The organism is Ruegeria sp. BH6 (assembly GCF_056538105.1).
Genome location: NZ_JBQFSR010000001.1, coordinates 154,607 through 178,855, shown reverse-complemented (window position 1 = coordinate 178,855; position 24,249 = coordinate 154,607). Strand labels below are relative to the sequence as shown.

Sequence of the window (24,249 nt, the reverse complement as noted above, 5' to 3'; positions counted from 1 at the left end):
CCACGGTGTCGACGCCTAAGGGGAGAGGCCAGAGTGACACTATCCGATCTGAACCGGTTGCTGGCCTCCCGGTATTCCTGCCGGGCCTTTCGCCCCGATCCGGTGCCCAAGGATCAGATCAAACAAATCCTGAACAGCGCCGCGCGTGTGCCTAGCTGGTGCAACGCTCAACCCTGGCACGTCACTATCACCAGCGGCGCAGAAACAGACCGGTTTCGCACGGCAATACAGGCCGAGGCCGCAACGGGCACCCCCTGCCCCGACATTCCCTTTCCAACCTCTTATTCCGGTGTATACCAAGATCGCCGTCGAACCTGTGGTTGGGCTTTGTACGAGGCTGTCGGGGTTGAGCGCGGTGACCGCACTGCTTCGGCCCGGCAGATGATGCAGAATTTCTCTCTGTTCGGGGCACCCCATTGCGCCATCGTCACAAGCCCGGCTGAGCTTGGCACTTATGGCGCGCTGGATTGCGGCGGGTTCATCACCGCATTTTCACTGGCCGCTCAGGCGCTTGGCATCGCCACAATCCCGCAGGCCGCACTTGCCACCTACAGCCCGTTCCTGCGCAGGTATTTCGATATCCCGGAAGACCGGTTGATTTTATGCGCGATTTCCTTTGGCTATGCGGATACAGATCATCCCGCCAACGGCTTTCGCACCGACCGCGCCGATCTGAGTGAGATCGTAAACTGGGTCGGATGACAAGCACACCAAGCGGAGAACGATTTTGCGCGCTGTTCTACAACGAGTTTCACGAGCCAACGTCTCGGTCGACGGTCAGGTGATCGGTCAGACCGGACCGGGGTTGATGATTTTGATCTGTGCCATGCAGGACGATGACGAAGCCAAGGCAGATCAGCTTGCCGCCAAGGTCTCCAAGCTGCGTATCTTCCAAGATGATGCCGGTAAAATGAACCGATCGGTGAAAGATATCGAAGGTTCCGCGCTGGTGATCAGCCAGTTCACACTTGCGGCCGATACGTCTCGCGGCAACAGGCCCGGTTTTTCCGAAGCCGCCGCACCGGATGTCGGCAAACATTTGTATGAGGTCTTTGCCCAGCGGTTGCAGGCCCATGGTGTGTCGGTAGAGACCGGACAATTCGGTGCTGATATGGCCGTGGAACTGGTCAATGACGGGCCCGTCACGATTTGGATGGAAAGCTGATGGACAGGAAAGAACAGGCAATTCGCGTCTGGCAGGCCGGGGTCGACGCTGTGGGCGGCCACGTAGCAACCAGCAAGGTTTTGCAGGACATCCCCGAACCCGATCAGATACTGGCTGTCGGCAAACCCGCCGCGTCCATGGCGCGCGCGGCGCTGGAACATTTCGGCCCGCGCCCAACGCTGGTTGTCACCAAGGATGACCACGGGCGTGATCTGCCGGATTATGTGACTGTGATCGAAGCCTCGCACCCCGTTCCGGACGCGCGCAGCCTTCAGGGAGGTCAGGCATTGCGCGAGGCGGTTGAGGTAATGAAGCCGGGCTCGCATTTGTTGTTGCTGGTTTCGGGCGGGGCATCCTCGCTGGCCGAGGATTTGCTGCCGGGTAAGACACTGGATGATCTGGAAAAGCTGAACAAAAAGCTGTTGTCCGAAGGGCTGGACATCACCACGATGAATGCGGAACGGCGCAAACTGTCGCGGATCAAGGGGGGCGGATTGCTGTCCCATTTCCAGGGCGACAGGGCGACCGTTCTGGCGATTTCGGATGTACCGGGCGATGATCTGAATGTTGTCGGGTCGGGCATCGGAGCGCTGCCGGGTAAGGTTGATTTTGCGGCGACGACTCAGATCGTGGCCTCAAACGCCCACGCCCGCGGAGCCGCTGCTGAATTGGCAAATGACGACGGCATCCCGGTACACGCCAACGAAGAATGCCTGCACGATGATTTCCTGAAAATTGCCGAAGCGCTTGGCGAACGTATCCGCACCATGCCCAAAGGGGCATTGATCTTCGGCGGTGAACCAACCGTCGTACTACCCGACAATCCGGGGCGCGGCGGGCGCAATCAGGCGCTGGCACTGGCGCTCGCGCGCGAGATTGCAGCGTACGATGGAATCACGGTGGTAGTCGGCGGCACCGACGGCACAGACGGGCCGACGCAAGCCGCCGGAGCTGTCGTCGACGGCACCACTTGGGGCGACGGCGCCGAGTTGGCGTTACAACAGGCAGACAGCGGCAGCTATCTGGATCGCGTGGGCGCCTTGCTGGTGACGGGTCCGACCGGAACAAACGTGATGGACTTGCTTGTCGCGATCCGCACATGATTTGACGGTTTTCGAACTGCCCGGGTTATAAAACACCCGGACAATATCTGAATGACGCCGCCCTCAAACGCGCTACACAACATGCAAGACCTTTCCAACGTAGGCACTAGTATGCGCGATGATTGTCGCCGGTCGGCCCGCGTGTCCCGCCCCTCGGATGCTCTGAAAACCTCTGCCCCCGCCATTTTTGGCATTCTGCTTTTTGAGAAACGCGACGGCGTCTCGATATGGGATACGCTGGCCCCTTTGCGGTTCGCGGAACACGGCTGTGGACGCATTCGTTTGGATATGCGCGGCAATTACAGCAGCGAAGACCTGATAAGAGAAGTTTACACCCGCCAAGCGCTAGACAACAATTGGTGGCGCTGCTCGGTCTGGGAAATGTTCGGGGCAATCAAAGCCATGAATAATGCCGCCGCAGGCAGGAAATCAGTCGGATTGGTATCGATTTGAGAAAAGGGACGTCTTGCGAATTGCAGGAAGAAGAACCGACATTCTACCCCTTGGCAGAAATGAATGCCTTTGATGGTGAATGCTTGCTATCAACAAAGCAGGTGGAGGATACCAATTCACGCGATCAAATATAAATCATTCGCCGGATTGAGACAGACATTTACCCTTGCTCGGCTGACCGAAATGCGCCTACTTTGACTCATGCGTCAATAAAAAGCCCGCAAAGGGCTAATAATCCAATCAACTGGGAGATCTTTGAATGAACGAACAACTCACTCACATGACCAAGCAGGTCACAGCGGGCAAGCTGACCCGCCGCGAATTCATGGGGAAAGCAGCGGCTCTGGGTGTCACCGCAGCGATGGCAAGCACCATGTTTGCAGATGCCGCGCGTGCGGCAGGCCCGAAAAAAGGCGGTGATCTGAAGTTCGGCCTTCAGGGCGGTGAATCCACCAACTCGCTTGACCCAGCAACCTATGCAAGCTCGGTGCCATTCCAGAACGGCAAGCAATTTGGTGACCAGCTGGTAGAGGTTGCACCCGACGGCTCGATCGAACCTCGTCTGGCAGAAAGCGTAGAAGGCAGCGCGGATGCCAAGGTCTGGACCTTCAAACTGCGTCAGGGCGTCGAATTCCACAACGGCAAGACCATGACCAGTGAAGACGTGCTGAAGACCATGGAGCGCCACTCAAACGAAGATTCGAAGTCCGGTGCTCTGGGCATCATGAAAGGCATCGAGTCGATGAAGGCCGATGGCGATAACTTCCAAGTCACCCTGACAGAACCAAACGCCGACCTTCCATATCTAATGGCCGACTATCACCTGATCATTCAGCCAGACGGCGGTATGGAGAACCCAGGTGCGGGTATCGGCACTGGACCATACAAGGTAGAAGTGGATGAGCCCGGTGTACGTCACCTGTACACGAAGTTTGAAAACCACTGGAATCCCGACTTCGGAAATTTCGACAGCGTCGAAGTAATTGTCATCAACGATGCGACCGCCAGAACGGCTGCTCTACAGGGTGGGCAGGTTCACGCGATCAACCGCGTTGAGCCGAAGGTTGCTGACTTGCTGGGTCGTGCACCGAATTTGACCGTGCATTCGACGGCGGGACGCGGGCACTATGTGTTCATCATGCACTGCGACACCGCGCCGTTCGACAACAACGAACTACGTCTGGCACTGAAACACGCCATTGACCGTCAGGACTTGGTCGACAAGGTTCTGCGCGGGTACGGCACAGTTGGCAACGATATGCCTGTTAACGCAGCATACCCGCTGTTTGATGGGTCAATTCCTCAGCGCGAGTTCAGCCTTGAGAAAGCGGCTGAGCATTACAAGAAGTCGGGCCATGACGGTTCGCCGATCGTCCTGCGCGTTGCAGATGGCGCCTTCCCAGGTGCCGTGGATGCTGCGGCCCTGTTCCAGCAAACAGCAGCACAGGCCGGTATCCCACTGGAAATCAAGCGCGAGCCCAACGATGGCTACTGGTCCGAAGTCTGGAACGTGCAGCCCTTCTGTGCTTCCTACTGGGGCGGTCGTCCGGTGCAGGATCAGATGTACTCAACCGCTTATCTGTCTAGTGCTGATTGGAACGATACCCGTTTCAAGGTTCCAGAATTCGACGAGATGTTGTTTGCAGCGCGCGCTGAGTTGGACAACGACAAACGCAAGGACATCTACAGCAAGATGGGCATGATGGTCCGTGACCAAGGCGGCCTGATCTGCCCAATGTTCAATGACTTTGTCGAAGGCGTCACTAATCAGCTGGAAGGTTGGGAAAACGATCCGACCCAAGAGATGATGAATGGCAACATGTCGCGCAAGATGTGGTTCTCCTGATAGGGCCCACGGATAATGCATCCTATCATTAAATTGGTTTCCCAGCGCCTTGCGCTGGGATTCCTGCTTCTCTTCGGTGCATCGGCTCTGATATTCGGCCTCACCGAAGCCCTTCCTGGGGACGCTGCGCAAGCGGTCCTAGGCCAAGCTGCAACCCCCGAGGCGCTGGCAAACCTGCGCGAGGAAATGGGCCTCAACCGGCCTGCCCTGACCCGTTATTTCGAATGGCTGGGCGGCATTGTTCAGGGTGATCTTGGTCAATCCCTGACCAATAAACTGGATATTGCTGACTCTATTGGCAGTCGTCTGGGCAACACGCTGTTTCTGGCCTTCTGGGCCGCCGTTGTATCGGTTCCGCTGGCCATCTTTCTGGGCCTGCTGGCCGTGCGTTATCGCAACCGCTGGCCGGACAAGCTGATTTCAGCGGTTACACTCACAACCATCTCGATCCCCGAGTTTCTGATCGGTTACGTGCTAGTCTATTTCGTTGCCGTTAAGCTGGGCATGTTCTCGCCCCTGGCGATGATCAATGACAGCATGTCCTTTTGGCAAAAGCTGAATTCGATCGCTCTGCCCGTTATCGTTCTGACGCTCGTTGTTCTGGCGCATATGATGCGCATGACCCGCGCCGCGATCCTGAACGTGATGCAGTCTGCATACGTCGAAACCGCAGAGCTGAAGGGTCTGAGCAATTTTCAAGTTATCTATCGCCACGCCTTCCCGAACGCCGTCGCGCCCATCGTCAACGTGGTGATGCTGAACCTGGCCTATCTGGTCGTCGGCGTCGTCGTGGTTGAGGTGGTGTTCGTCTATCCCGGCATGGGGCAGTACCTTGTGGACCACGTGACCAAGCGTGACGTTCCGGTGGTTCTGGCCTGCGGCGTCATCTTTGCCGCGATCTATATCGGACTGAACATGATTGCAGACATTGTTGCCATTCTGGCCAACCCAAGGCTGAGGCATCCGAAATGAAGAACATCCCTATCTCTGCAATGATCGGGCTGGCCTTTACAGCCCTGTACTTCATCATCGCCCTCCTCGCCCCTCTGCTGGCCCCTTATGGCATGGCTGAGGTCGTGGGAGATGTATGGGAGCCGTCCAGCTCGCAATTCTGGCTGGGTACCGACAACATTGGCCGCGATCTTCTTAGCCGGATGATCTATGGCGGGCGCACGACGATCTTTATCGCCACGGCGGCCACGATCCTTAGCTTCGTGACCGGGTCCATCCTTGGTTTCCTGGCCGCAGTGCTGGGTGGTTGGGCCGATCAGGTCATGTCGCGCGCGGTGGATTTGATCATGTCGATCCCGACACTGATCTTTGCGCTGGTTGTTCTGGCCATGGTGCCGGTGACAATCCCGGTTCTGATCCTTGTCATGGGCCTGTTGGACGCCACCCGTGTCTATCGTCTGGCCCGCGCCGTTGCCGTGGATATTGCGGTCATGGACTATGTCGAGGCCGCGCGCCTACGTGGTGAGGGCCAGGTCTGGGTCATCTTTCGTGAAATCCTGCCCAACGCCCTGTCGCCGCTGGTTGCGGAACTGGGCCTGCGGTTCATCTTCATGGTTCTGTTTGTCTCAACCCTGTCGTTCCTGGGTCTGGGCGTTCAGCCGCCGCTGGCGGACTGGGGCGGCATCGTGAAGGAAAACAAGGATGGCATCGTCTATGGCATCGGCGCAGCGCTTTACCCTGCTGTCGCCATCGCAACGCTGGCGATCTCGGTCAATCTTGTGGCTGACTGGGTCCTGAACCGTACCACATCGCTGAAAGGAGGCCGGGGATGACAGAAGCCCTTCTCAAGGTCCGCGACCTCAAAATCGGCGCGACCGTCTACCCGCCGGGTGAAAAACCCCATGACATCGAAATCGTGCACGGGGTCAGCTTTGACCTCGCGCCTGGCAAGGTGCTGGGGCTAATTGGCGAATCCGGTGCCGGTAAATCGACCATCGGCCTGGCCTCGATGGCTTATGGCCGGGGTGGCGTGGAAATCACCGGTGGTGAAGTTTGGGTCAACGGGCGCGATATCCTCAAGACATCGCATGGCGATATCCGCAAGCTGCGCGGGGGTGAAGTCACATATGTGTCCCAATCCGCCGCAGCCTCCTTCAATCCCGCTAAAAAGATCATGGATCAGGTGGTTGAAGCCGCGGTCGAACAGAAAAAGTTCAGCCGTAAAGAGGCCGAAGGCCGCGCCCGGGAACTGTTCGCCAAGCTGGGTCTGCCCGATCCGGATAACATTGGTGATCGTTATCCGCACCAGGTTTCAGGCGGTCAGCTACAGCGTTGCATGACGGCGCTGGCGCTATGCCCCGAACCTGATCTGGTGGTGTTCGACGAACCCACCACCGCGCTGGACGTGACGACTCAGATCGACGTTCTGATGGCCATTAAAGAGGCCATTGCAGACACCGGCGTTGCCGCGCTTTACATCACCCATGACCTTGCGGTCGTGGCGCAGGTAAGTGACGACATCATGGTGCTGCGGATGGGCAATACGGTCGAGTATGGCAATACCGACCAGATCATCAACAACCCGCAGGAAGAGTATACGCAGGCTCTGGTCTCGGTCCGCTCGATCGAGCACGAAGAAAAGAAACCCACACCAGATCCCGTGCTGAGCGTCGACGGCATCACCGCGCGCTACAAAGGGTTGAATTTCGATGTGCTGCACAACGTAAATGTCGAGCTTCATCCGGGGCAAACGCTGGCTGTTGTGGGCGAATCCGGTTCGGGCAAGTCCACGCTGGCGCGAGTAATCACCGGCCTGCTGCCGCCGCGCGATGGTGAGATCACCTTTGCCGGTCGCAAGCTCAGTGGCGATCTGAAAGGCCGCACCCGCGAAGACCTGCGCGAGTTGCAGATGATCTATCAGATGGCTGACGTGGCGATGAACCCACGCCAGACCGTCGGCACGATCATCGGGCGTCCCTTGGAGTTCTACTTCAACATGCGCGGCGCGGAAAAGCGCAAGCGGATCATCGAACTGCTGGATGAGATCGAGCTGGGCGAAAAGTTCATGGATCGCTATCCGGCCGAGCTGTCCGGTGGTCAGAAACAGCGTGTCTGTATCGCGCGGTCGCTGGCGGCCAAGCCCAAGATGATCATCTGTGATGAGGTCACCTCGGCGCTTGATCCACTTGTGGCGGACGGCATCCTCAAACTGTTGCTTGACCTGCAAAAAATCGAGGACGTGGCCTATCTGTTCATCACCCATGATCTGGCGACGGTTCGAGCCATTAGCGACAGCATCGCGGTGATGTATCAGGGTCGCGTGGTCCGCTATGGTCCCAAAAGCCAGGTGCTGAGTCCGCCGTTCGACGATTATACCGACCTGCTGCTCAGCTCGGTGCCCGAGATGCATCTGGGTTGGCTGGAAGAGGTTGTCGCCCATCGCAAGATGGAGAGTGCCGGGAACTGACTCGGTTCGCGACAGGTTGAAAAAACTGAAAATCCCGGCGCTTTGTCTGATGACAGGTGTCGGGATTTTGCTATTGGGGGCGGGAACAGGCAGCCCATATGCAACGAATCCCCTAGGGTCACCTGAGGGACTTTAAGAAAGGGTCAGGGAATGGACCGAAAACTCCTCCTCATCATTCTAGACGGTGTTCCGTGGCGCAATTTTCGCCGCCTGTTCGGCAACCTGGAAGGGTGGGTCGACAGTGGCGAGGCGCAGGTTTGGAAGCATCGCGCGGTGCTGCCATCGATCTCGGCCAGTTGCTATGCTTCGATCCACACCGGCGTCACGCCGCAGGAACATGGCTGTACCGGCAACGGCAACGTCTTCCGCCTAAGCCACAAGGACGTCTTCAGCCAGGTCCGCGAAGCGAACGGCGTGACCGGGGCGGTGACCCACAGCTTTTGGTCGCAATTCTTCAACCGTCACCCGTTCGATTATGTCCGTGACGTCGAATATGACGAGCCCGAGAGCAAAACGATCAACCATGGCCGGTTCCACTCGATGACCGGCTACAGCAAACTGAACCAGATGACGCCGTCGGACGTTGATCTGTTTGGCACTCTGACCAATCTGTGCCTGCGCTTTGGGCTGGATTACGGCGTCCTGCACACTTGCACGCTGGACAGTATGGGTCACCGGTTTCATCACGACTGCGAGGAAATGGACCACGCCTGTTTCGTTATGGACGAAATGCTGGCCCCTTTCATCCCGCGCTGGCGGCAACTGGGGTATGAGGTCATCGTGACCGCCGATCACGGTCAGGACGAACGTGGCCATCATGGCGGGCGCAGCCCGCTTCAGCAGGAAACTGCATTGTATTATTTCGGCGATGCCGAAGGCCCAGAGGCTGATGCGGTGATCGACCAGCTGCAACTGGCACCCACGATCCTGAATCGCATGGGCGCACCGATCGCCGAGACGATGAAAGCCAAGCCTTTCCTGAAGTAACGGATCAATCGTAGGGCCAGATCTGCTGGCCCAGCGCCTCGATCGCAACTGATATCCGTTCAAAACTGTCTGCGGCGCGTTTCACTGAAGTGCGCGCCCGCAGGTACCCGTGCACAAGGCCGGGCTCATTCACCCAATGCGCCCTCCCGCCCGCTTCGGTGATCTTAGTGCAATAGGCCAGGCCATCGTCGCGCAACGGATCGCAATCGGCAGTGACCACCACAGTAGGCGGCAGGCCTGAGAAGTCTTTATCCTGCAGCGGCGCAAACGTGGGATCGTTCTGCGGCGCAGGTCCGCCACAGCGCACTTTCTCGTAGAACCGGATTTCTTCCAGCGTCAAAAGCGGTGCCTGGGCGTGCTCGATATATGACCCTGTGTATGTGTCCCCGCCAAGACCGGGATAAATTAGGACCTGCCCCAGCACTCCATCAAGCCGCCCCCGTGCATGCTGCGCCAACGCGGCGACCAGATTGCCACCCGCGCTGTCACCGGCCAAGATCAACGGGTCGCCGTATTGCTGCACCACCCAATTCGTTGCGGTCCAGCTATCCTGAAACTGTGCCGGGTGCACATGTTCGGGGCACAGGCGATAATCTACGGCAACAACCCGATACCCGGTCTGAACGCAAATCTCAGCACAAACGTCATCATGGCTATCCAGCCCACCAACGACGAAACCGCCGCCATGAAAATAGACGACGGTTCGGGTCGGATCTCCGGCGGTGTAAACCCGGACAGGCACGCCATTGGCGGACCTGTCCTGCACATCCAGACCTGCAGGCCGGGGTTGGCGAAAGTCCTGACACATCTTGTTGTAGACACGGCGCTGATCTTCGATCGAAAGGTCGACAGCGTCATCAGGATAGCTTTCAGCCGTTCGTCTAATGAACGCCCAAGTCTCTTCATCAATCAGACGTTCATAGTCCATTGTCCCTCCCGGTCAGGCAGCCCATTCCCATGGCCGGGTAAACGTTCCCAGCACCTTACCGACATCGTCGTCCGAGCAGCCGTTCGCGTCAAGCTGCGCGACAAGCCCGCGCTTTTTGTCGTCAAGCACGGATACGACGCGCGCGTCCAGCCCGGCCTCTTCCAGCGCGCCATTATAGATGCGGGTGATTGCCTGCTTGCGTAGTTCGGGTTTGAAGACCTTGCCCACGGCGGTTTTCGGCAATTCGTCCAGAATGGTCATGTGCTTGGGTCTTGCCGCACGTTCGTGAACATGCACGCCGCAATACTCCATCAATTCCTTCTCGGTCACACTGGCCCCGTCGACCAGTTCTACAAAGGCGCAGGGCACCTCGCCCGAATGCGCGTCGGGCTGACCAATAGCGCCGGCAAAGGCAACGGCATCGTGGCCCAGCAAAGCCTCTTCGATTTCGGCTGGGTCGATATTGTGGCCGCCGCGAATAATCAGGTCCTTGGCGCGGCCGGTGATCCACAGATACCCATCGTCGTCAAACCGACCCAGATCGCCTGTGCGCAGGTACTTGTCGAAATGGTACAGGTCAACGTTCTTGTCCGCCTCGGTATAGGTGTTGCCCGCATAGACGCCGGGATTCGAGATACAGATTTCGCCGATCTCATCCGCGCCGCATTCCTTGGGGCCGTCCGGTCCGTTCTGCAGGATTTTCACATCCGTATAGGGGAATGGAATCCCGATCGATCCGATTTTCTTTTCGCCATCCACCGGGTTGCACGACACCAGACAGGTTGCCTCGGTCAGTCCATAGCCTTCGACGATGGTCACACCCGTCGCTTCTTCGAACCGGCGGAACAGTTCGACCGGCAGCGGGGCCGAACCCGAGAAGGCTGTTTTCACGCTTGAGATATCGGCATCCACCGGGCGTTGCATCTTGGCGGCAATCGCGGTGGGGACGGTGATGATGAAACTGACCTTCCAGCGCTCGATCAACTTCCAGAAGTTATCAAACACGCCATCGCCCCGATACCCGGCAGGGGTCGGGAAGACCACATGCGCGCCCGACGACACCGCAGCCATCACGATCACATGCACAGCGAAAACGTGGAACATCGGCAACGGGCACATGATCACGTCTTCGTCCGAGAACAACAGCGTGTTTCCTAGCCAGCCGTTGTAGATCAGGCCCGAGTATTTATGCTGCGCCACCTTGGGCATACCGGTGGTTCCGCCGGTGTGGAAATAACAGGCGACACGATCTTCGGTGCTGTCCTCGAAGGTCAGCGTAGTGGGCTGTTTGGCCAGTTCCTTGTTGAAGTTCTTATAATCCGCATGCGCAAGATGTTCCTTGTCGCCCATCTTGGGACGCAGGAGCGGCACCAGCCAGGATTTCGGCGGCGTCAAATAGCGGTTGAGGTCGATCTCAAGAATGGTTTTGACGTTGGGCGCATGGCGCACGGCCTCTTCGACCTTTTGCGCCACGTCGGCCTTGGGGAAGGATTTCAGCGTAACCACGACCTTGGCGCCGGTTTCGCGCAGGATCGCGGCTATCTGCTCGGGCTCCAGCAACGGGTTTATAGGGTTCACGATCCCTGCAACCGCGCCACCCATCATGGTGATCAGCGTCTCGTTACTGTTGGGCAGCACGTAGGCCACCACATCCTTTTCACCGATCCCGAGCGAGCGGAACAGGTTGGCGGCCTGATTGACCTTACCCAGCAGCTCGGACCAGGTCAGCGTTTCGGCCTTGTCGGTCGGCCCGGACAAAAGCTGAAAACTGATCGCATTGCTGTTGGGGAACTTGCTTGCCGTGCGCGACAACAACTGATGGAAGGTGACCGGAACATCGCGGTCCTCCCACGGCATTTCCTGCTCCATCCTTGCCTTGTCTTCCAAACCCACAAAGGCCATATGACTCCTCCCTTATCTCTCCCGTGTCCGGCACGGGTTTTGTATCCACCGCCAAGATGGAAGCAAAACCGTGCATGATCAAGAAAGGGCTTAGCTGTGAAGCCCGGAAAGAGGTAGAATTACGCTGCGGAGCGAATTGCCCTGCCCCCGCGTCACTTTATTCTGCCGCCATGCCGTCGGTGAACTGCAGACGCGCCAATCTGGCATACAGGCCGTCCTGTGCCACCAGATCGTCATGGGTGCCCTGCGCCACGATACGGCCGGCCTCCATCACCACGATCCGGTCAGCCTTTTTCACCGTCGCCAGCCGGTGCGCTACGATCAACGTGGTGCGCCCGGCGCGCATCTGATCGACAGCGCCTTGAACCGCACGCTCGCTTTCGGCATCCAGCGCCGAGGTCGCCTCGTCCAACAGCAGTACCGGCGCGTCCCGCAGGATCGCACGAGCGATGGCGATACGTTGCTTTTGCCCGCCAGACAGCATCACACCCCGTTCACCAACGAAACTGTCGTAACCTTCGGGCAAAGCCGAAATGAAATCGTGTGCGGCGGCGGCCCGGGCGGCGGCCTCAACCTCGGCATCGGTGGCGTCCAGACGACCAAACCGGATGTTTTCACGCGCCGAAGAGGCAAAGATGATCGGGTCCTGAGGCACCAGCGCCATGTGGCGGCGGAACTCGGCCCGGTCGATGTCACGCAGATCGACGCCATCAAGACTGACCTGCCCCGAGACCGGATCATAAAACCGCTGGATCATCTGGATGACGGTTGTCTTGCCCGCCCCCGAGGGGCCGACAAATGCAACCGTCTCGCCGGGGTTAACCTGCAATGACAGATGTTCCAGCGTGACAACATCGGGGCGTGACGGATAGCGGAAGGTCACATCGTCAAAGCGGATCTCACCCCGAACCGGTAATGGCAGCGTCTTGGGATTGGACGGATCGGTGACGGTGTCCTGTGCATTCAGCAATTCCACCAGTCGTTCAGTTGCGCCTGCGGCGCGCTGCAATTCACTCCAGATTTCAGACAAGGCCGCCACAGAACCCGCCATGATAATCGAATAGATCACGAACTGGATCAGTACGCCTTCGGTCATCACGCCGTTGCGGACATCATTTGCGCCCATCCACAACACGCCAACAATGCCCGAAAACACCAGAAAGATGACGATCACGGTCAGAACCGCACGAGTCTGAATACGGCGCAGCGAGACGACGTAAGACGTTTCCGTCATATCCGCGAATTGCTTGCGGCTGGCCTGTTCATGAGTAAAGGCCTGCACCGTTTGCACCGCGCTCAGCGCCTCACCTGCGTTACCGGACGAGGCTGCGATCCAGTCCTGATTTTCGCGGCTGATCACCCGCAGGCGGCGCCCCAGCACCAAAATCGGCACCACCACCACCGGGATCAACAACAAAACCAAACCTGTCAGCTTGGCCGATGTCAGCAGCATCAACACCAGCCCGCCGAAGAACAACAACATGTTGCGCAGCGCGATGGACACAGACGAGCCAAGCACTGACTGGATCAGCGTCGTGTCGGTGGTTATCCGGCTCAGGACCTCGCCGGTCATGATACGTTCGTAGAATTCGGGGCTCATTCCGATGACGCGGTCGAACACCGCCTCGCGGATATCGGCGACCACCCGTTCGCCCAGCCGGGTCACCAGCGCATAGCGCAGGCCGGTGCCCACGGCCAGAACCCCGGCGATGCCCAGCGCGGCCAGAAAGTACCACTCTAACAACTCACCATCTTCGATGCGGAAATTGTCAACCACACGGCGCACGGCCAGTGGCAGCGCAAGAGTCATGCTTGCCGTCAGCACCAACGCCAGTGTCGCACCGGCCATCAACATCCGGTAGGGGCGCATGAAGGGCCACAACGACGCCAGAACGCCAATTTTCTTGGACCGGGCGCGCTCTTCACTGGCGCCGGGTGCGGGTTGTTGTGCTGGACTGGCTGGTGCGGTTCTTGCCATGCGTGGCCCTTAGTTCAAATTCGCAATCAGGTGGTCGCTTCTTGGCGGCAGCAGACGGCGGGGTCAAGCAGCGCGTCACCAATTCACGGCCTGTAAGGGCCATTTGACGCAGAATTTCGGGGCTGATTTGGAGCGGGCGGCGGGAATCGAACCCGCTTCATCAGCTTGGAAGGCTGAGGTAATAGCCAGTATACGACGCCCGCTCAGCGCAGGTCGGTTTAAGGGATGCGTCTGGTGTCGTCAAGCGCCCTTCGGCGCAGGAAATCAATTTCTGTAATCGCGCTCTAATGCAGGAGACAGACGCCCTTCCCTCAACCCTGTGAACATATCCAAGAACAGGATTCGAGATCCGAGGAAATCCGGATCATCGACTCGGCACGCAGCGGTTGCGCAACCGGCTGGCCGATCAGAGACGCCGGATAGGTCGTGGCTGCAGCCAGCGCCTCCTTAAGCGGCACGTCAGCATGTATGACCAGAATGCGGATCGCAGTGGTCAAGTCCAAATCGGCCCCAGCCAGCGTTCCATCCTCAAGTGTCAGGCGTCCGTCCGTCCGCGTGATCCGGCGACCCTCCAGCTCGAACGCGGCCTGATCCGTACCCGCAACAGCCATGGCATCGCTGACCAGAAATATCTGGCCTGGCGCTTTCTTGGCAGCCCAGGCCGCGCGGATCACCTCGGGGTGGACATGGATACCGTCGGCGATCACCCCCGCCGACAGTCCGCCGGTTGCCAGTGCGGCCCCCACCAGACCGGGTTCGCGGCTGCCCAACTGGCTCATGGCGTTGAAAAGGTGTGTGACACAGCGCGCGCCCGCCGCGGCATAAAGCAGACACGTCTCGAAATCTGCATTGCTATGTCCTAGCGACACCAGAATCCCGGCGTCCGACAAAGCTTGCACTTGCTGCAGAGACACGGATTCGGGCGCAAGGGTCACCTTCAGGCACGGCAATTGCTCTGCTGCCGCAATCAGCATGGTCAGGTCCGCGTCCTCCATCGGACGAATTAGCGCCCCGTCATGCGCCCCCTTTCGCGCCACCGACAGGTGTGGCCCTTCAAGATGCAGCCCAGCCACACCCGGAACCCCCGCGCGAACCGCCTCTATCGCGGCTGCAACGGCGGCTTCGGTTTTTTCGGGCGTGTCGGTGATTAGGGTCGGCAGCAAGGACGCCACACCTAGACGGCGATGCGCTTCGGCGATCTGCCGGATCGAATCAACCGAGGGGTCGTCGTTGAACATCGCGCCGCCGCCGCCGTTCACCTGCAGGTCGACGAAGCCGGGGCACAAGATATCCCCGTTCAGGTCGATGACTTGCCCTTCGATCTGTGCGGTCTCCTCAGCCGCAAGCGCGGCAAGGACGCCGTTGCGAAAGGTCATGACTTGATCAAAATGCAGGCGCTCTCCATCGAACAGGGCACCATTGCGAAATGTCATGGATTCTGAGGTCATACCGTCTCTGTCACCTTTCTCAGATGGCGCGGAGTATCTGGGTCGATCCCGCGCGCCTGCGCCACGGCTTCGACCATGCTGTAAAACGACGTGATCGTGGCAATGGGGTCAGTCAACCAGTGATCGGTTCGGGTTACCGGCAGGCTATGCGCTTTGGTGACCTTATCAGTGGCCGCGAAAACAGCCGCACCTTTGCCTGCCAACGCATCAGCCGCCTCGGCTGTCGTTTGCTCGGCGGCATCTGCGGCGGCAAAAACGATGGCGGGAAACCCCTGTTCAACGATTGAGACCGGACCATGCAGAACCTCGGCCGCCGAATAGCTTTCGGCGTGAATCTGGCAGGTTTCCTTGATTTTTAGAGCAGCTTCATTGGACATCGCAAAGGACGGACCGCGGCCCAGCGTGAACAGTGACCGGCCGGTGATTGCATCAGCCGCCGCCGACCAATCGCATTGCGCGGCCTGCCCCAAATGACCGGGCAAGGATCGGATCGCGGCCGTCAAATCACCATCCCCCTTGATTTCAGCCAACAACCACAACCCCGCCACAAGCGAGGTGACAAAAGTTTTGGTCGCAGCGACACTCAGTTCCGGCCCTGCGTGCAGGGGCAAGACCGCATCCGTCACTTCAGCAAGGCGCGAGGCCGTGTTGTTGGTGATCGCAACCGTCACCCCGCCCGAAGATTTCAGCGTTCGGGTCATCCCTACAATGTCTGGACTTTGGCCCGATTGCGACACCGAAAGGCACACCGCCCCAGCCGCACGCAGATCAGCCCCATAGATCGAACTGACCGACGGCCCGACCGAGGCCACAGGCAGGTTCAGCAACAATTCGGCAGCGTATTTCAAATACGCGCAAGCGTGGTCCGACGACCCCCGCGCCACTGTGATCAGAAACCGGGGATCGGCCTCTTTCACCCGCCTTGCCGAATCCTGAATATTGGCGGCACCCTGGCTTAGCAATCGGTCAACGGCGTCGGGGATTTCCAAAACCTCCTGACGCATTTTCGAACTGTGTTCTGACATGCTCACTTGCCTTTCCGGCTACAGCCGCAACTCGGCGACAAAGTCATAGGTGTCGCCTCGGTAGAGGGATCGGGTCAATTCCGCGACCCGCCCGTTTTTAAGAAATGAAACGCGTTCGATGTTCAGTCCGGCGGCCCCTTCGGGCACCTCCAGCAACTCAGCCTCTCGCGCTGCGAGGTTAAGGGCCGATATCTTCTGTACCGCGCGCACTGGTCGTCGCCCCAGACCGTCTAGCACCTCATAGAGCGAGGTGGTCACCTCGATCGGGTTTGGCAGGATATCCAGCGGCAGCGCAGCACGTTCCAGCGCCAGCGGGCGGCCATTTGCCTCGCGCAGGCGATAGATTCGGGAAATTTGCTCGCCCTCTTTCAGGCTCAGGGCCTGGACCTCCTCGGGGGTAGGTGCAAAGACGCCGCGTTCCAGCCATTTTGAGGTGGTCTGCATACCGCGGCTCGACATGTCCTCGGTGAACGAGGTCAAATGAGTCAGCGATTGTTCGACCCGCGCCACACGTTCGCGAATGAACGAGCCTGACCCCTGACGTTGTTCGATCACACCTTCCTGCACCAGTTCCTGAATCGCTTTACGAACGGTAACGCGCGAAAGATCGGTGATTTCAACCAGCTCACGTTCCGACGGCAGCGAGGAATTCGGAGGCAACACGCCGGTGTCGATCCCCTCTTGCAGCCTGTGCCTTAGCTGAACATAGCGCGGCCCTTTGTCCGGGCTCAGCCACAAATCGGCGCGCAGGAAGTCAGAGATGCTCATGTCGGATCTCCTTCGCAAGGGCCAAGGCCCCGGTCAGCGGCTCACCCAGCGAAGGGCGAACGGCCGATTGCATGTCATCAGGTAAATAGTGCGCATATTGCCCCGCAATTCCACCGGTCAGGCAGATCGTCTGACCCGCCTGCCAGCCCAACTGTTTGGCGGTATCCGCGATATAGCCAGCCCCCGCCCGTAGAATATGTACGGCAACCGCATCGCCCTTTTTCGCAGCGGACGTCACTGTAGGTGCGAGCACTCCGAATTGTGCGGGCGTGGCCGTTCTAGCAAAGCGCACAATACCAGCCGGGCCCTGAAGGTCAGCCAACAGCATTTGCGTCAGATCGGTTTCGGCTTGCGTGCCATCATATGCACGCAGCGTCTCAGCCAAGGCTCTGCGCCCAACCCACTGGGCCGAGGCCTCATCCCCCAGAATCGAACCCCAACCTCCGGCAAAACGCATCGCGCCATCCGCCTGCACCGCAAGAAAAGACCCGGTGCCGCAATGCGCGATCAAACCGTCCCGCGCGCCCAATGCCCCCCGCACGGCGGCGGGCCGGTCATCTTCGACCCGCGCGCAGGTCAGGCCCAGCGCATCCCGCAACCGCCCTGCGATCGCGGCATCAGTAACGCCCGCCAGTCCCACAAAAGCAGGCAGAGTGATTATATCCCCTATGGTCACCTCGATCTGACGCGACAATTGATCCAACCCAGCCCGAATCTGCGCCAGCGCGCTGTCAAAATCGGTCGAAACATTGGCCGCTCCGGTCTCGACACTATGGACCACACCCCCGATTTCACAGGCGGCGCGGCATCGCGTCCCCCCGCCATCAACGGCCAACACAGCATTATCTCGAGACTCATTCATGACAATACCATTATAATACCTTTCAGCGATAGAAAAGGCCAAATTCAACACCGAATGACCACATCGCCAACTAAACGGATGAATTACATCGATAAGTCTCAGTCAGAAATAAAATTCTAGACAAGTGGTATTAGATAGGTATTGTATTAGGGAAACGTGGGAGGATTCTCTTGGCGCTGCCGTCAACCGAACAATTACACCCTGATGCCGCGCGCCTGTCACCAGGCGATCTGGCCACTTCGGCTCGCGCGTTGGCCGAAGGTCAAATCAAAGCTGCCGCAGCCGTTCGCGACGCCGAGGACAACATCGTCCGGGGCGCCAAGGCCATGGCAGAAACCATGCGCGCAGAGGGGATATTGCACTTTGTGGCCGCCGGGTCATCTGGCCTGATGGCAGCTGCTGACGCGCAAGAGCTGGGCGGCACATTCTCGATCCCCCCTGCCCGTCTGCGCATACATATGGCAGGTGGCCTGCCCACCGGGGTTGAAATGCCGGGCGGGGCCGAGGATGCGACCGAAGGGTTGGAACAAGCCTTGGACAGCTTACAAGCCAAAGACACGGTGATTGCGGTTTCAGCAAGCGGCTCTACGCCGTACACAGTGGCTGCCATGAACATCGCCCGCGCCAAGGGCGCAACTGTGATCAGTATCGCCAATAACGGCGGCACCCCCTTGCTGCTCGGCGCTGACATTCCCATCCTGTTGGCCACGCCGCCCGAGCTGATCTCAGGCTCCACACGCATGGGTGCTGGAACAGCACAGAAGATTGCGCTGAACATGCTGTCTTCGCTTATGGCGGTTGAGCTTGGCCATGTGCATGGCGGCATGATGGTCAATCTACGTGCCGACAACGACAAACTGCGGGGCCGCGCCGCCGGGATCGTCGCCCGCATCGCCGAAGTGGATACAGATACGGCGCAAAACGCGCTGAACGTTGCGCATGGCGACGTAAAACCCGCCATTCTGATTGCCGCACAAGACCTGTCGTTGACGCAAGCGGATGCTCGCCTGCGAACCACGAACGGAATTCTGACCGCAGCATTGGCCAAGGATTAACAACTAAATAATGGGAGAGAGAGATGAAACATAAAAGCCTGAAGCTGGCCTTATTGGGGACAACCCTGATGGCCACAACTGCCTATGCCGAAGACGTAACCCTGACCATCGAAAGCTGGCGCAATGATGACCTGACCCTGTGGCAGGACCAGATCATTCCCGCGTTCGAAGCGCAGCACCCCGGAATCAAGATCGACTTCACCCCGTCAGCACCGGCAGAGTATAACGCCGTTTTGAACTCGAAACTGGACGCGGGGTCAGCCGGTGACCTGATCACCTGCCGCCCCTTTGACGCCTCTTTGGCGCTGTATGATGCAGGACACCTGACCGATCTGTCCGGAGTCGATGCGATGAGCAACTTCTCGGACGTGGCAAAATCGGCCTGGCAGACGGATGATGGCGCGGTCACATTCTGCGTTCCGATGGCTTCGGTAATTCATGGGTTCATATATAACAAAGACGCATTTGCTGAACTTGGGATCGAAGTTCCAACGACCGAGGATGAGTTCTTTGCCGCGCTCGACAAGATTCGGGAAGATGGCACCTATATTCCGATGGCAATGGGTACCAATGACCAGTGGGAAGCCGCCACGATGGGTTACAACAACATCGGGCCGAACTACTGGAAGGGTGAGGAAGGCCGTCAGGCCCTGATCGCGGGCGAGCAAAAGCTTACCGATGAGGCCTGGACAGCCCCTTATGCCACATTGGCACGCTGGGGTGAGTATCTGGGCGACGGGTATGAGGCACAGACCTATCCCGATAGTCAGAACATCTTCACACTAGGTCGCGCGGCGATCTATCCCGCAGGCTCATGGGAAATCTCGGGCTTCAACACACAGGCCGATTTTGAGATGGGTGCATTCAAGCCGCCAGTCCGTAACGCTGGCGACACCTGTTATATTTCGGACCACACCGATATCGGCATCGGCATGAACGCCGCGACTGAACATCCCGAGGCCGCCGAGACATTCTTGACCTGGGTCGCAAGCCCGGAATTTGCAGAAATTTTCGGCAATGCCCTGCCCGGCTTCTTCCCACTTTCCAACACGCCTGTCGAATTGCAAGATCCACTGGCCAAGGAAATCGTGGGCTGGCGCGACGAGTGTGAATCGACCATCCGCTCGACCTATCAAATCCTGTCGCGCGGTACACCGAACCTTGAAAATGAAACCTGGGGCGCATCGGTTGCCGCCATCAAAGGCGCCAAATCCCCCGAGGATCTGGGTGCAGAATTGCAGGAAGGCCTCGCCTCCTGGTACGCACCACACCAGTAAACCCAATCATACCCGGGCGGCGGTGATCGCCCGGGTAAACCCGACACCCCATTGAAAGCAGTCCAATGAACCGCCCCCGCTTCCGCTGGCATATCGTCGTGTTTCTGGCACCGGCCGTGCTGGTCTATACCGCGGTTATGATCTTTCCGCTGTTCAACACGCTGCGTCTGGCGCTGTTTACCGAGGTCGATCAGACCCGTGTGTTCGTAGGCCTACAGAATTTTCGAACGCTGTTCTTTGACCCGATCTGGTCCGAACAGTTCTGGAATGCACTGGGGAATAACTTCTGGTTTTTCCTGATCCATATGCTGGTGCAAAACCCCATTGGCATCGCACTGGCCGCGCTTCTCAGCCACCCACGGCTTCGATTTGCGGCCTTGTACCGGTCGGCGATCTTCATCCCTACGATCCTCAGCTTTGTGATTGTCGGCTTCGCCTGGAAATTGATCCTGTCGCCGATCTGGGGCATCGCTCCGTCGATGCTGGACGCGATTGGGCTGAAATCCCTGTTTGCTCCGTGGCTAGGAAAAGAGGAATACGCCCTGACCACGCTGGCGCTGATCTCGGTTTGGCAGTTCGTGGGCATACCGATGATGCTGATCTATGCCGCCTTGTTGACCATCCCCGAAGAAATCCTTGAGGCGGGTGAGATTGACGGCATCACCGGGGCCTCGGCCTTTTGGAAAATCAAGCTGCCGCTGATCCTGCCGTCGATCGGGATCATCTCGATCCTAACCTTCGTAGGCAATTTCAACGCGTTCGATCTGATCTATGCGTCTCAAGGCGCGCTGGCCGGGCCGGATTTCTCGACCGATATTCTGGGTACATTCATGTATCGCACTTTCTTTGGCTTCCAATTGCAACTGGGCGATCCGCATATGGGATCAGCCATCGCCGGGGCCATGTTTGCCATCATCCTGGTGGGTGTCTGCATCTATCTGTTTGGCATCCAGACCCGGATGCGCCGGTATCAACTGTGAGGGTGAACGGATGAACAAAGCACGCCAAAATCCCTTCAACACCGCCGCGATGCACGGTGCGTTGATCCTGTATACGCTGATCGCCCTGTTCCCGGTCTTTGTCATTCTGATCAACAGCTTCAAAACCCGCCGCGCGATCTTTCGCGAACCCCTGGCCCTGCCCAGCGCAGACAGCTTTTCACTGATCGGGTACGAGACGGTGATGAAGCAGGGGGATTTCTTCCTCTACTTCCAGAACTCGATGATCGTCACGGTCGCATCGCTGTTCTTCATCCTACTGCTTGGCGCCATGGCGGCCTATGCGCTGTCTGAATACCAGTTCAAAGGCAACCTGCTCATGGGGCTTTATCTGGCGCTGGGGATCATGATCCCTATCCGCATCGGCACTGTGGCGATCCTTGAGATGATGGTGGCGACCGGGCTCGTGAACACGCTGTGGGCGCTGATCCTTGTCTACACAGCGCAGGGGTTACCGCTGGCCGTATTCATACTGTCTGAATTCATGCGGCAGGTCAGTGATGACCTGAAAAACGCAGGCCGCATTGACGGTCTGTCGGAATACACGATCTTTTTCCGACTGGTCCTGCCACTGGTTCGTCCGGCAATGGCAACTGTAGCCGTGTTCAACATGATCCCTATCTGGAATGACCTGTGGTTCCCGCTGATCCTTGCCCCGGCTGAGGAAACCAAAACGCTGACATTGGGCAGTCAGGTCTTTATCGGCCAGTTCGTGACCGACTGGAACGCGGTTTTGTCCGCCCTGTCGATGGCAATCCTGCCGGTTCTGGTTCTCTACGTCATCTTCTCGCGCCAACTGATCCGTGGCATCACATCCGGAGCTGTCAAATGACCCGTGTACTGATCGCAGGTCTGGGCAATATGGGGCTAAGCCATGCGCTGGCCCATCACCACCACCCCGATGCGCAAATCGTCGGGCTGGTGAACCGATCCGGGCGCGTAGACCACCCCGAACTTTCGGATTATCCCGCGTATTCGGATTTCGAAACTGCTCTGAATGAGACCCGCCCCGATCTGGTTGTGATCGCGACCTATTCCGACAGCCACGCCGATTACGCCTGTGCGGCGATGCAGGCAGGCGTGCATGTCTTCGTCGAAAAGCCGCTAGCCACCAACGTCGCTGACGCGCGGCGGGTGGTGGAAACCGCCACGCGGCTGAACCGCAAGCTGGTCGTGGGCTATATCCTGCGCCACCACCCGTCTTGGATGCGCTTGATCACCGAAGCGCGCAATCTCGGCGGGCCATATGTGTTCCGTCTGAACCTGAACCAGCAATCCTCGGGCGCGGAATGGGAAACGCATAAGGCGCTGATGCAAACGACCTCACCCATTGTCGATTGCGGAGTTCATTATGTCGACGTCATGTGCCAGATCACCGAGGCGCAGCCTGTCCGGGTTCATGGGATGGGTCTGCGCCTATCCGATGAGATCGCCGAGGACATGTACAATTACGGTCAGTTTCAGGTGGTTTTCGATGACGGCTCGGTCGGCTGGTATGAGGCCGGATGGGGCCCAATGATGTCTGAAACAGCATTTTTCGTGAAAGATATCGTGTCGCCCAACGGATCGGTTTCAATCACCGATGGCAATAAAGGCGCATCTTCCGATATTGATGGGCATACAAAGGTCGGCGGCCTTCTGGTCCATACGCCACAAGGTGATCGAACCATCGATATGCCCGATGAACCCGGCCATCAGGAACTCTGCGATGCCGAACAAGCCTATATGCTGCGCGCAATCGCCGAAGACATCGACCTGACCCGTCATATGAATGACGCCGTTCAATCCCTCGCCATTTGTCTGGCCGCGGATGAAAGCATCCGCACCGGCCAGCCCGTTTCCCTTGAGGAGCCCGCAAAATGACCGCCCTGACGTTGAGCAATGTGAACAAATCCTTTGGCAATGTGCATGTCCTCAAGGACATCACGCTTGAGGTTGAAGAAGGCGAGTTTGTTGTCTTCGTCGGTCCCTCGGGTTGCGGCAAGTCCACCCTGCTACGTGTGATTGCGGGGCTCGAAGATGCCTCCTCGGGCGAAATCAATATCGGTGGTCAACAGGTCAATCTGGTGCCGCCATCCAAGCGTGGCATAGCTATGGTGTTTCAAAGCTATGCACTTTACCCGCACCTCAGCGTGCGCGGGAACATGACGCTGGCGCTGAAGCAGGAAAAGCAGTCCAAAGCGGTGATAGAGGAACGCGTTGCCAATGCCAGCCGGATGCTGAACCTCGAGCCCTATCTAGATCGCTATCCGTCTGAATTGTCGGGAGGTCAACGCCAGCGGGTCGCTATCGGCCGCGCCATTGTGCGGGAACCCAAGCTGTTCCTGTTTGACGAACCACTGTCGAATCTGGACGCCGCCCTGCGGATGAATACACGGATCGAGATTGCGAACCTGCACCGGGCACTGGACGCCTCGATGATCTATGTTACCCATGACCAGACCGAGGCGATGACACTGGCCGACAAGATCGTCGTTCTGCGTGACGGGCGGGTGGAACAGATCGGCAGCCCGATGGAGCTGTACAACAACCCTGCAAACCAGTTCGTTGCCGGATTTCTAGGCTCACCGTCTATGAATTTCCTACCCGAAAGCCTGTTGGGGGATAGCGGCCAGAACATCATTGGAATCCGCCCCGAAGACCTGTTTCTGTCCGACGACGGCCCGCTGACAGCTCAGGTCAGCCATGTGGAGAAACTGGGTGGGGATACAAACGTTATCGCCAAAATACACGACCAATCCGTGACCGCGCGGCTATTCGGTCAGCACGCCATTTCCGAAGGTCAGGAATTGCGGCTCGCCTATACTGCTGACAAGGCCTATCGGTTCGACGCAGCTGGTCAGCGTTTGCGCTAAATGTCGCAGGCACGCGTGTTTTTCTGCGGAACAATCGCGCACCAGAACGCGCGGATTCCCGCAGAGAAAAGGCCTTTTCCCTTTTCATTGCACGCAAAATTCTGAAAGATCAGGCCTCTCCCTTAATGGGGTTGTTATCAAGCTGTCACAAAGAAATTCTAATTGCCTTTCATCTGCTATT

Annotated in this window: 22 protein-coding genes and 1 tRNA gene; 15 read left to right on the top strand and 8 right to left on the bottom strand. The window is 58.3% G+C overall.

Translation table 11 applies throughout. The features are described from left to right. Nucleotides 1–33 precede the first annotated feature (33 nt). From ACR0B8_RS00870 to ACR0B8_RS00830, 9 genes are all read left to right on the top strand, one after another. Nucleotides 34–702 carry a nitroreductase gene (locus ACR0B8_RS00870; RefSeq protein ID WP_170347933.1) on the top strand — a complete coding sequence of 223 codons (669 nt, stop codon included), beginning with the start codon at nt 34–36 and terminating at the stop codon, nt 700–702. Between the two features lie 25 nt (nt 703–727). Continuing rightward, nucleotides 728–1,165 (top strand): D-aminoacyl-tRNA deacylase, encoded by a 438-nt coding sequence (gene dtd, locus ACR0B8_RS00865; protein WP_226688743.1) that lies wholly within the window; start codon nt 728–730, stop codon nt 1,163–1,165. Then, nucleotides 1,165–2,268 carry a glycerate kinase type-2 family protein gene (locus ACR0B8_RS00860; RefSeq protein WP_226688744.1) on the top strand — a complete coding sequence of 368 codons (1,104 nt, stop codon included), beginning with the start codon at nt 1,165–1,167 and terminating at the stop codon, nt 2,266–2,268. The genes dtd and ACR0B8_RS00860 overlap by 1 nt, the downstream gene beginning before the upstream one ends. A 51-nt stretch (nt 2,269–2,319) precedes the next feature. Next, on the top strand, nt 2,320–2,721 hold the full coding sequence (locus ACR0B8_RS00855; protein ID WP_226688745.1) for a hypothetical protein: 402 nt from the start codon (nt 2,320–2,322) through the stop codon (nt 2,719–2,721). A gap of 259 nt (nt 2,722–2,980) precedes the next feature. Continuing rightward, the gene (locus tag ACR0B8_RS00850; RefSeq protein ID WP_170360434.1) at nt 2,981–4,567 is read left to right on the top strand and encodes an ABC transporter substrate-binding protein; all 1,587 of its coding nucleotides are present in this window, start codon (nt 2,981–2,983) and stop codon (nt 4,565–4,567) included. A 15-nt stretch (nt 4,568–4,582) separates the two neighbouring features. Then, on the top strand, nt 4,583–5,539 hold the full coding sequence (locus ACR0B8_RS00845) for an ABC transporter permease (protein WP_170347928.1): 957 nt from the start codon (nt 4,583–4,585) through the stop codon (nt 5,537–5,539). Next, nucleotides 5,536–6,351 carry an ABC transporter permease gene (locus ACR0B8_RS00840; protein WP_170347927.1) on the top strand — a complete coding sequence of 272 codons (816 nt, stop codon included), beginning with the start codon at nt 5,536–5,538 and terminating at the stop codon, nt 6,349–6,351. The genes ACR0B8_RS00845 and ACR0B8_RS00840 overlap by 4 nt, the downstream gene beginning before the upstream one ends. Next, nucleotides 6,348–7,985: an ABC transporter ATP-binding protein gene (locus ACR0B8_RS00835; protein ID WP_170347926.1), complete on the top strand. Its 1,638-nt coding sequence runs from the start codon at nt 6,348–6,350 to the stop codon at nt 7,983–7,985. The genes ACR0B8_RS00840 and ACR0B8_RS00835 overlap by 4 nt, the downstream gene beginning before the upstream one ends. 150 nt (nt 7,986–8,135) lie before the next feature. After that, nucleotides 8,136–8,972 carry an alkaline phosphatase family protein gene (locus ACR0B8_RS00830; protein WP_226688746.1) on the top strand — a complete coding sequence of 279 codons (837 nt, stop codon included), beginning with the start codon at nt 8,136–8,138 and terminating at the stop codon, nt 8,970–8,972. Between the two features lie 4 nt (nt 8,973–8,976). Here the strand turns inward: ACR0B8_RS00830 and ACR0B8_RS00825 are convergent, their stop codons facing one another. The 8 genes from ACR0B8_RS00825 to ACR0B8_RS00790 all read right to left on the bottom strand — a co-directional run bounded on the left by ACR0B8_RS00825 (nt 8,977) and on the right by ACR0B8_RS00790 (nt 17,883). Continuing rightward, nucleotides 8,977–9,900 (bottom strand): alpha/beta hydrolase, encoded by a 924-nt coding sequence (locus tag ACR0B8_RS00825; RefSeq protein ID WP_170360440.1) that lies wholly within the window; start codon nt 9,898–9,900, stop codon nt 8,977–8,979. Nucleotides 9,901–9,912: 12 nt separating this feature from the next. Beyond that, nucleotides 9,913–11,802 carry an acyl-CoA synthetase gene (locus ACR0B8_RS00820; protein ID WP_170409025.1) on the bottom strand — a complete coding sequence of 630 codons (1,890 nt, stop codon included), beginning with the start codon at nt 11,800–11,802 and terminating at the stop codon, nt 9,913–9,915. 157 nt (nt 11,803–11,959) lie between these two features. Next, on the bottom strand, nt 11,960–13,780 hold the full coding sequence (locus ACR0B8_RS00815; RefSeq protein ID WP_170360444.1) for an ABC transporter transmembrane domain-containing protein: 1,821 nt from the start codon (nt 13,778–13,780) through the stop codon (nt 11,960–11,962). Between the two features lie 128 nt (nt 13,781–13,908). Further along, nucleotides 13,909–13,983, bottom strand: a tRNA-Gly gene (locus ACR0B8_RS00810). A 108-nt stretch (nt 13,984–14,091) separates the two neighbouring features. Continuing rightward, on the bottom strand, nt 14,092–15,228 hold the full coding sequence (gene nagA / locus ACR0B8_RS00805) for an N-acetylglucosamine-6-phosphate deacetylase (RefSeq protein WP_226688747.1): 1,137 nt from the start codon (nt 15,226–15,228) through the stop codon (nt 14,092–14,094). Then, nucleotides 15,225–16,253, bottom strand: a complete 1,029-nt coding sequence (locus tag ACR0B8_RS00800; RefSeq protein ID WP_480658002.1) for an SIS domain-containing protein — start codon at nt 16,251–16,253, stop codon at nt 15,225–15,227. The genes nagA and ACR0B8_RS00800 overlap by 4 nt, the downstream gene beginning before the upstream one ends. Nucleotides 16,254–16,271: 18 nt before the next feature. Further along, complete coding sequence (locus tag ACR0B8_RS00795) at nt 16,272–17,021, bottom strand: GntR family transcriptional regulator (RefSeq protein ID WP_170347919.1); 750 nt, start codon at nt 17,019–17,021, stop codon at nt 16,272–16,274. Then, nucleotides 17,008–17,883 carry a glucosamine kinase nucleotide-binding domain-containing protein gene (locus ACR0B8_RS00790; RefSeq protein WP_480657934.1) on the bottom strand — a complete coding sequence of 292 codons (876 nt, stop codon included), beginning with the start codon at nt 17,881–17,883 and terminating at the stop codon, nt 17,008–17,010. Before ACR0B8_RS00790 ends, ACR0B8_RS00795 begins: the two co-directional genes overlap by 14 nt. Before the next feature lie 170 nt (nt 17,884–18,053). Between ACR0B8_RS00790 and ACR0B8_RS00785 the strand changes: the two genes are divergently transcribed. From ACR0B8_RS00785 to ACR0B8_RS00760, 6 genes are all read left to right on the top strand, one after another. Further along, nucleotides 18,054–18,938 (top strand): N-acetylmuramic acid 6-phosphate etherase, encoded by an 885-nt coding sequence (locus ACR0B8_RS00785; RefSeq protein WP_226688749.1) that lies wholly within the window; start codon nt 18,054–18,056, stop codon nt 18,936–18,938. A 23-nt stretch (nt 18,939–18,961) separates the two neighbouring features. After that, nucleotides 18,962–20,215, top strand: coding sequence for an ABC transporter substrate-binding protein (locus tag ACR0B8_RS00780; RefSeq protein ID WP_170347916.1), 1,254 nt, complete (start codon nt 18,962–18,964; stop codon nt 20,213–20,215). A gap of 65 nt (nt 20,216–20,280) precedes the next feature. Beyond that, nucleotides 20,281–21,195 carry a carbohydrate ABC transporter permease gene (locus ACR0B8_RS00775; protein WP_170347915.1) on the top strand — a complete coding sequence of 305 codons (915 nt, stop codon included), beginning with the start codon at nt 20,281–20,283 and terminating at the stop codon, nt 21,193–21,195. Between the two features lie 10 nt (nt 21,196–21,205). After that, nucleotides 21,206–22,045 carry a carbohydrate ABC transporter permease gene (locus ACR0B8_RS00770; protein WP_170360456.1) on the top strand — a complete coding sequence of 280 codons (840 nt, stop codon included), beginning with the start codon at nt 21,206–21,208 and terminating at the stop codon, nt 22,043–22,045. Beyond that, nucleotides 22,042–23,076: a Gfo/Idh/MocA family protein gene (locus tag ACR0B8_RS00765; protein WP_170360458.1), complete on the top strand. Its 1,035-nt coding sequence runs from the start codon at nt 22,042–22,044 to the stop codon at nt 23,074–23,076. Before ACR0B8_RS00770 ends, ACR0B8_RS00765 begins: the two co-directional genes overlap by 4 nt. After that, nucleotides 23,073–24,068: an ABC transporter ATP-binding protein gene (locus ACR0B8_RS00760; protein ID WP_170347912.1), complete on the top strand. Its 996-nt coding sequence runs from the start codon at nt 23,073–23,075 to the stop codon at nt 24,066–24,068. The genes ACR0B8_RS00765 and ACR0B8_RS00760 overlap by 4 nt, the downstream gene beginning before the upstream one ends. Nucleotides 24,069–24,249 lie beyond the last annotated feature (181 nt).

Bases quoted from the DNA above. Each gene is read 5' to 3' on its own strand.
- ACR0B8_RS00860 (WP_226688744.1), top strand. From the start codon at position 1,165: ATGGACAGGAAAGAACAGGCAATTCGCGTCTGGCAGGCCGGGGTCGAC.
- ACR0B8_RS00855 (WP_226688745.1), top strand. From the start codon at position 2,320: ATGACGCCGCCCTCAAACGCGCTACACAACATGCAAGACCTTTCCAAC.
- ACR0B8_RS00850 (WP_170360434.1), top strand. From the start codon at position 2,981: ATGAACGAACAACTCACTCACATGACCAAGCAGGTCACAGCGGGCAAG.
- ACR0B8_RS00845 (WP_170347928.1), top strand. From the start codon at position 4,583: ATGCATCCTATCATTAAATTGGTTTCCCAGCGCCTTGCGCTGGGATTC.
- ACR0B8_RS00840 (WP_170347927.1), top strand. From the start codon at position 5,536: ATGAAGAACATCCCTATCTCTGCAATGATCGGGCTGGCCTTTACAGCC.
- ACR0B8_RS00835 (WP_170347926.1), top strand. From the start codon at position 6,348: ATGACAGAAGCCCTTCTCAAGGTCCGCGACCTCAAAATCGGCGCGACC.
- ACR0B8_RS00830 (WP_226688746.1), top strand. From the start codon at position 8,136: ATGGACCGAAAACTCCTCCTCATCATTCTAGACGGTGTTCCGTGGCGC.
- ACR0B8_RS00825 (WP_170360440.1), bottom strand. From the start codon at position 9,900: ATGGACTATGAACGTCTGATTGATGAAGAGACTTGGGCGTTCATTAGA.
- ACR0B8_RS00820 (WP_170409025.1), bottom strand. From the start codon at position 11,802: ATGGCCTTTGTGGGTTTGGAAGACAAGGCAAGGATGGAGCAGGAAATG.
- ACR0B8_RS00815 (WP_170360444.1), bottom strand. From the start codon at position 13,780: ATGGCAAGAACCGCACCAGCCAGTCCAGCACAACAACCCGCACCCGGC.
- nagA (WP_226688747.1), bottom strand. From the start codon at position 15,228: ATGACCTCAGAATCCATGACATTTCGCAATGGTGCCCTGTTCGATGGA.
- ACR0B8_RS00800 (WP_480658002.1), bottom strand. From the start codon at position 16,253: ATGTCAGAACACAGTTCGAAAATGCGTCAGGAGGTTTTGGAAATCCCC.
- ACR0B8_RS00795 (WP_170347919.1), bottom strand. From the start codon at position 17,021: ATGAGCATCTCTGACTTCCTGCGCGCCGATTTGTGGCTGAGCCCGGAC.
- ACR0B8_RS00790 (WP_480657934.1), bottom strand. From the start codon at position 17,883: ATGAATGAGTCTCGAGATAATGCTGTGTTGGCCGTTGATGGCGGGGGG.
- ACR0B8_RS00780 (WP_170347916.1), top strand. From the start codon at position 18,962: ATGAAACATAAAAGCCTGAAGCTGGCCTTATTGGGGACAACCCTGATG.
- ACR0B8_RS00775 (WP_170347915.1), top strand. From the start codon at position 20,281: ATGAACCGCCCCCGCTTCCGCTGGCATATCGTCGTGTTTCTGGCACCG.
- ACR0B8_RS00770 (WP_170360456.1), top strand. From the start codon at position 21,206: ATGAACAAAGCACGCCAAAATCCCTTCAACACCGCCGCGATGCACGGT.
- ACR0B8_RS00765 (WP_170360458.1), top strand. From the start codon at position 22,042: ATGACCCGTGTACTGATCGCAGGTCTGGGCAATATGGGGCTAAGCCAT.
- ACR0B8_RS00760 (WP_170347912.1), top strand. From the start codon at position 23,073: ATGACCGCCCTGACGTTGAGCAATGTGAACAAATCCTTTGGCAATGTG.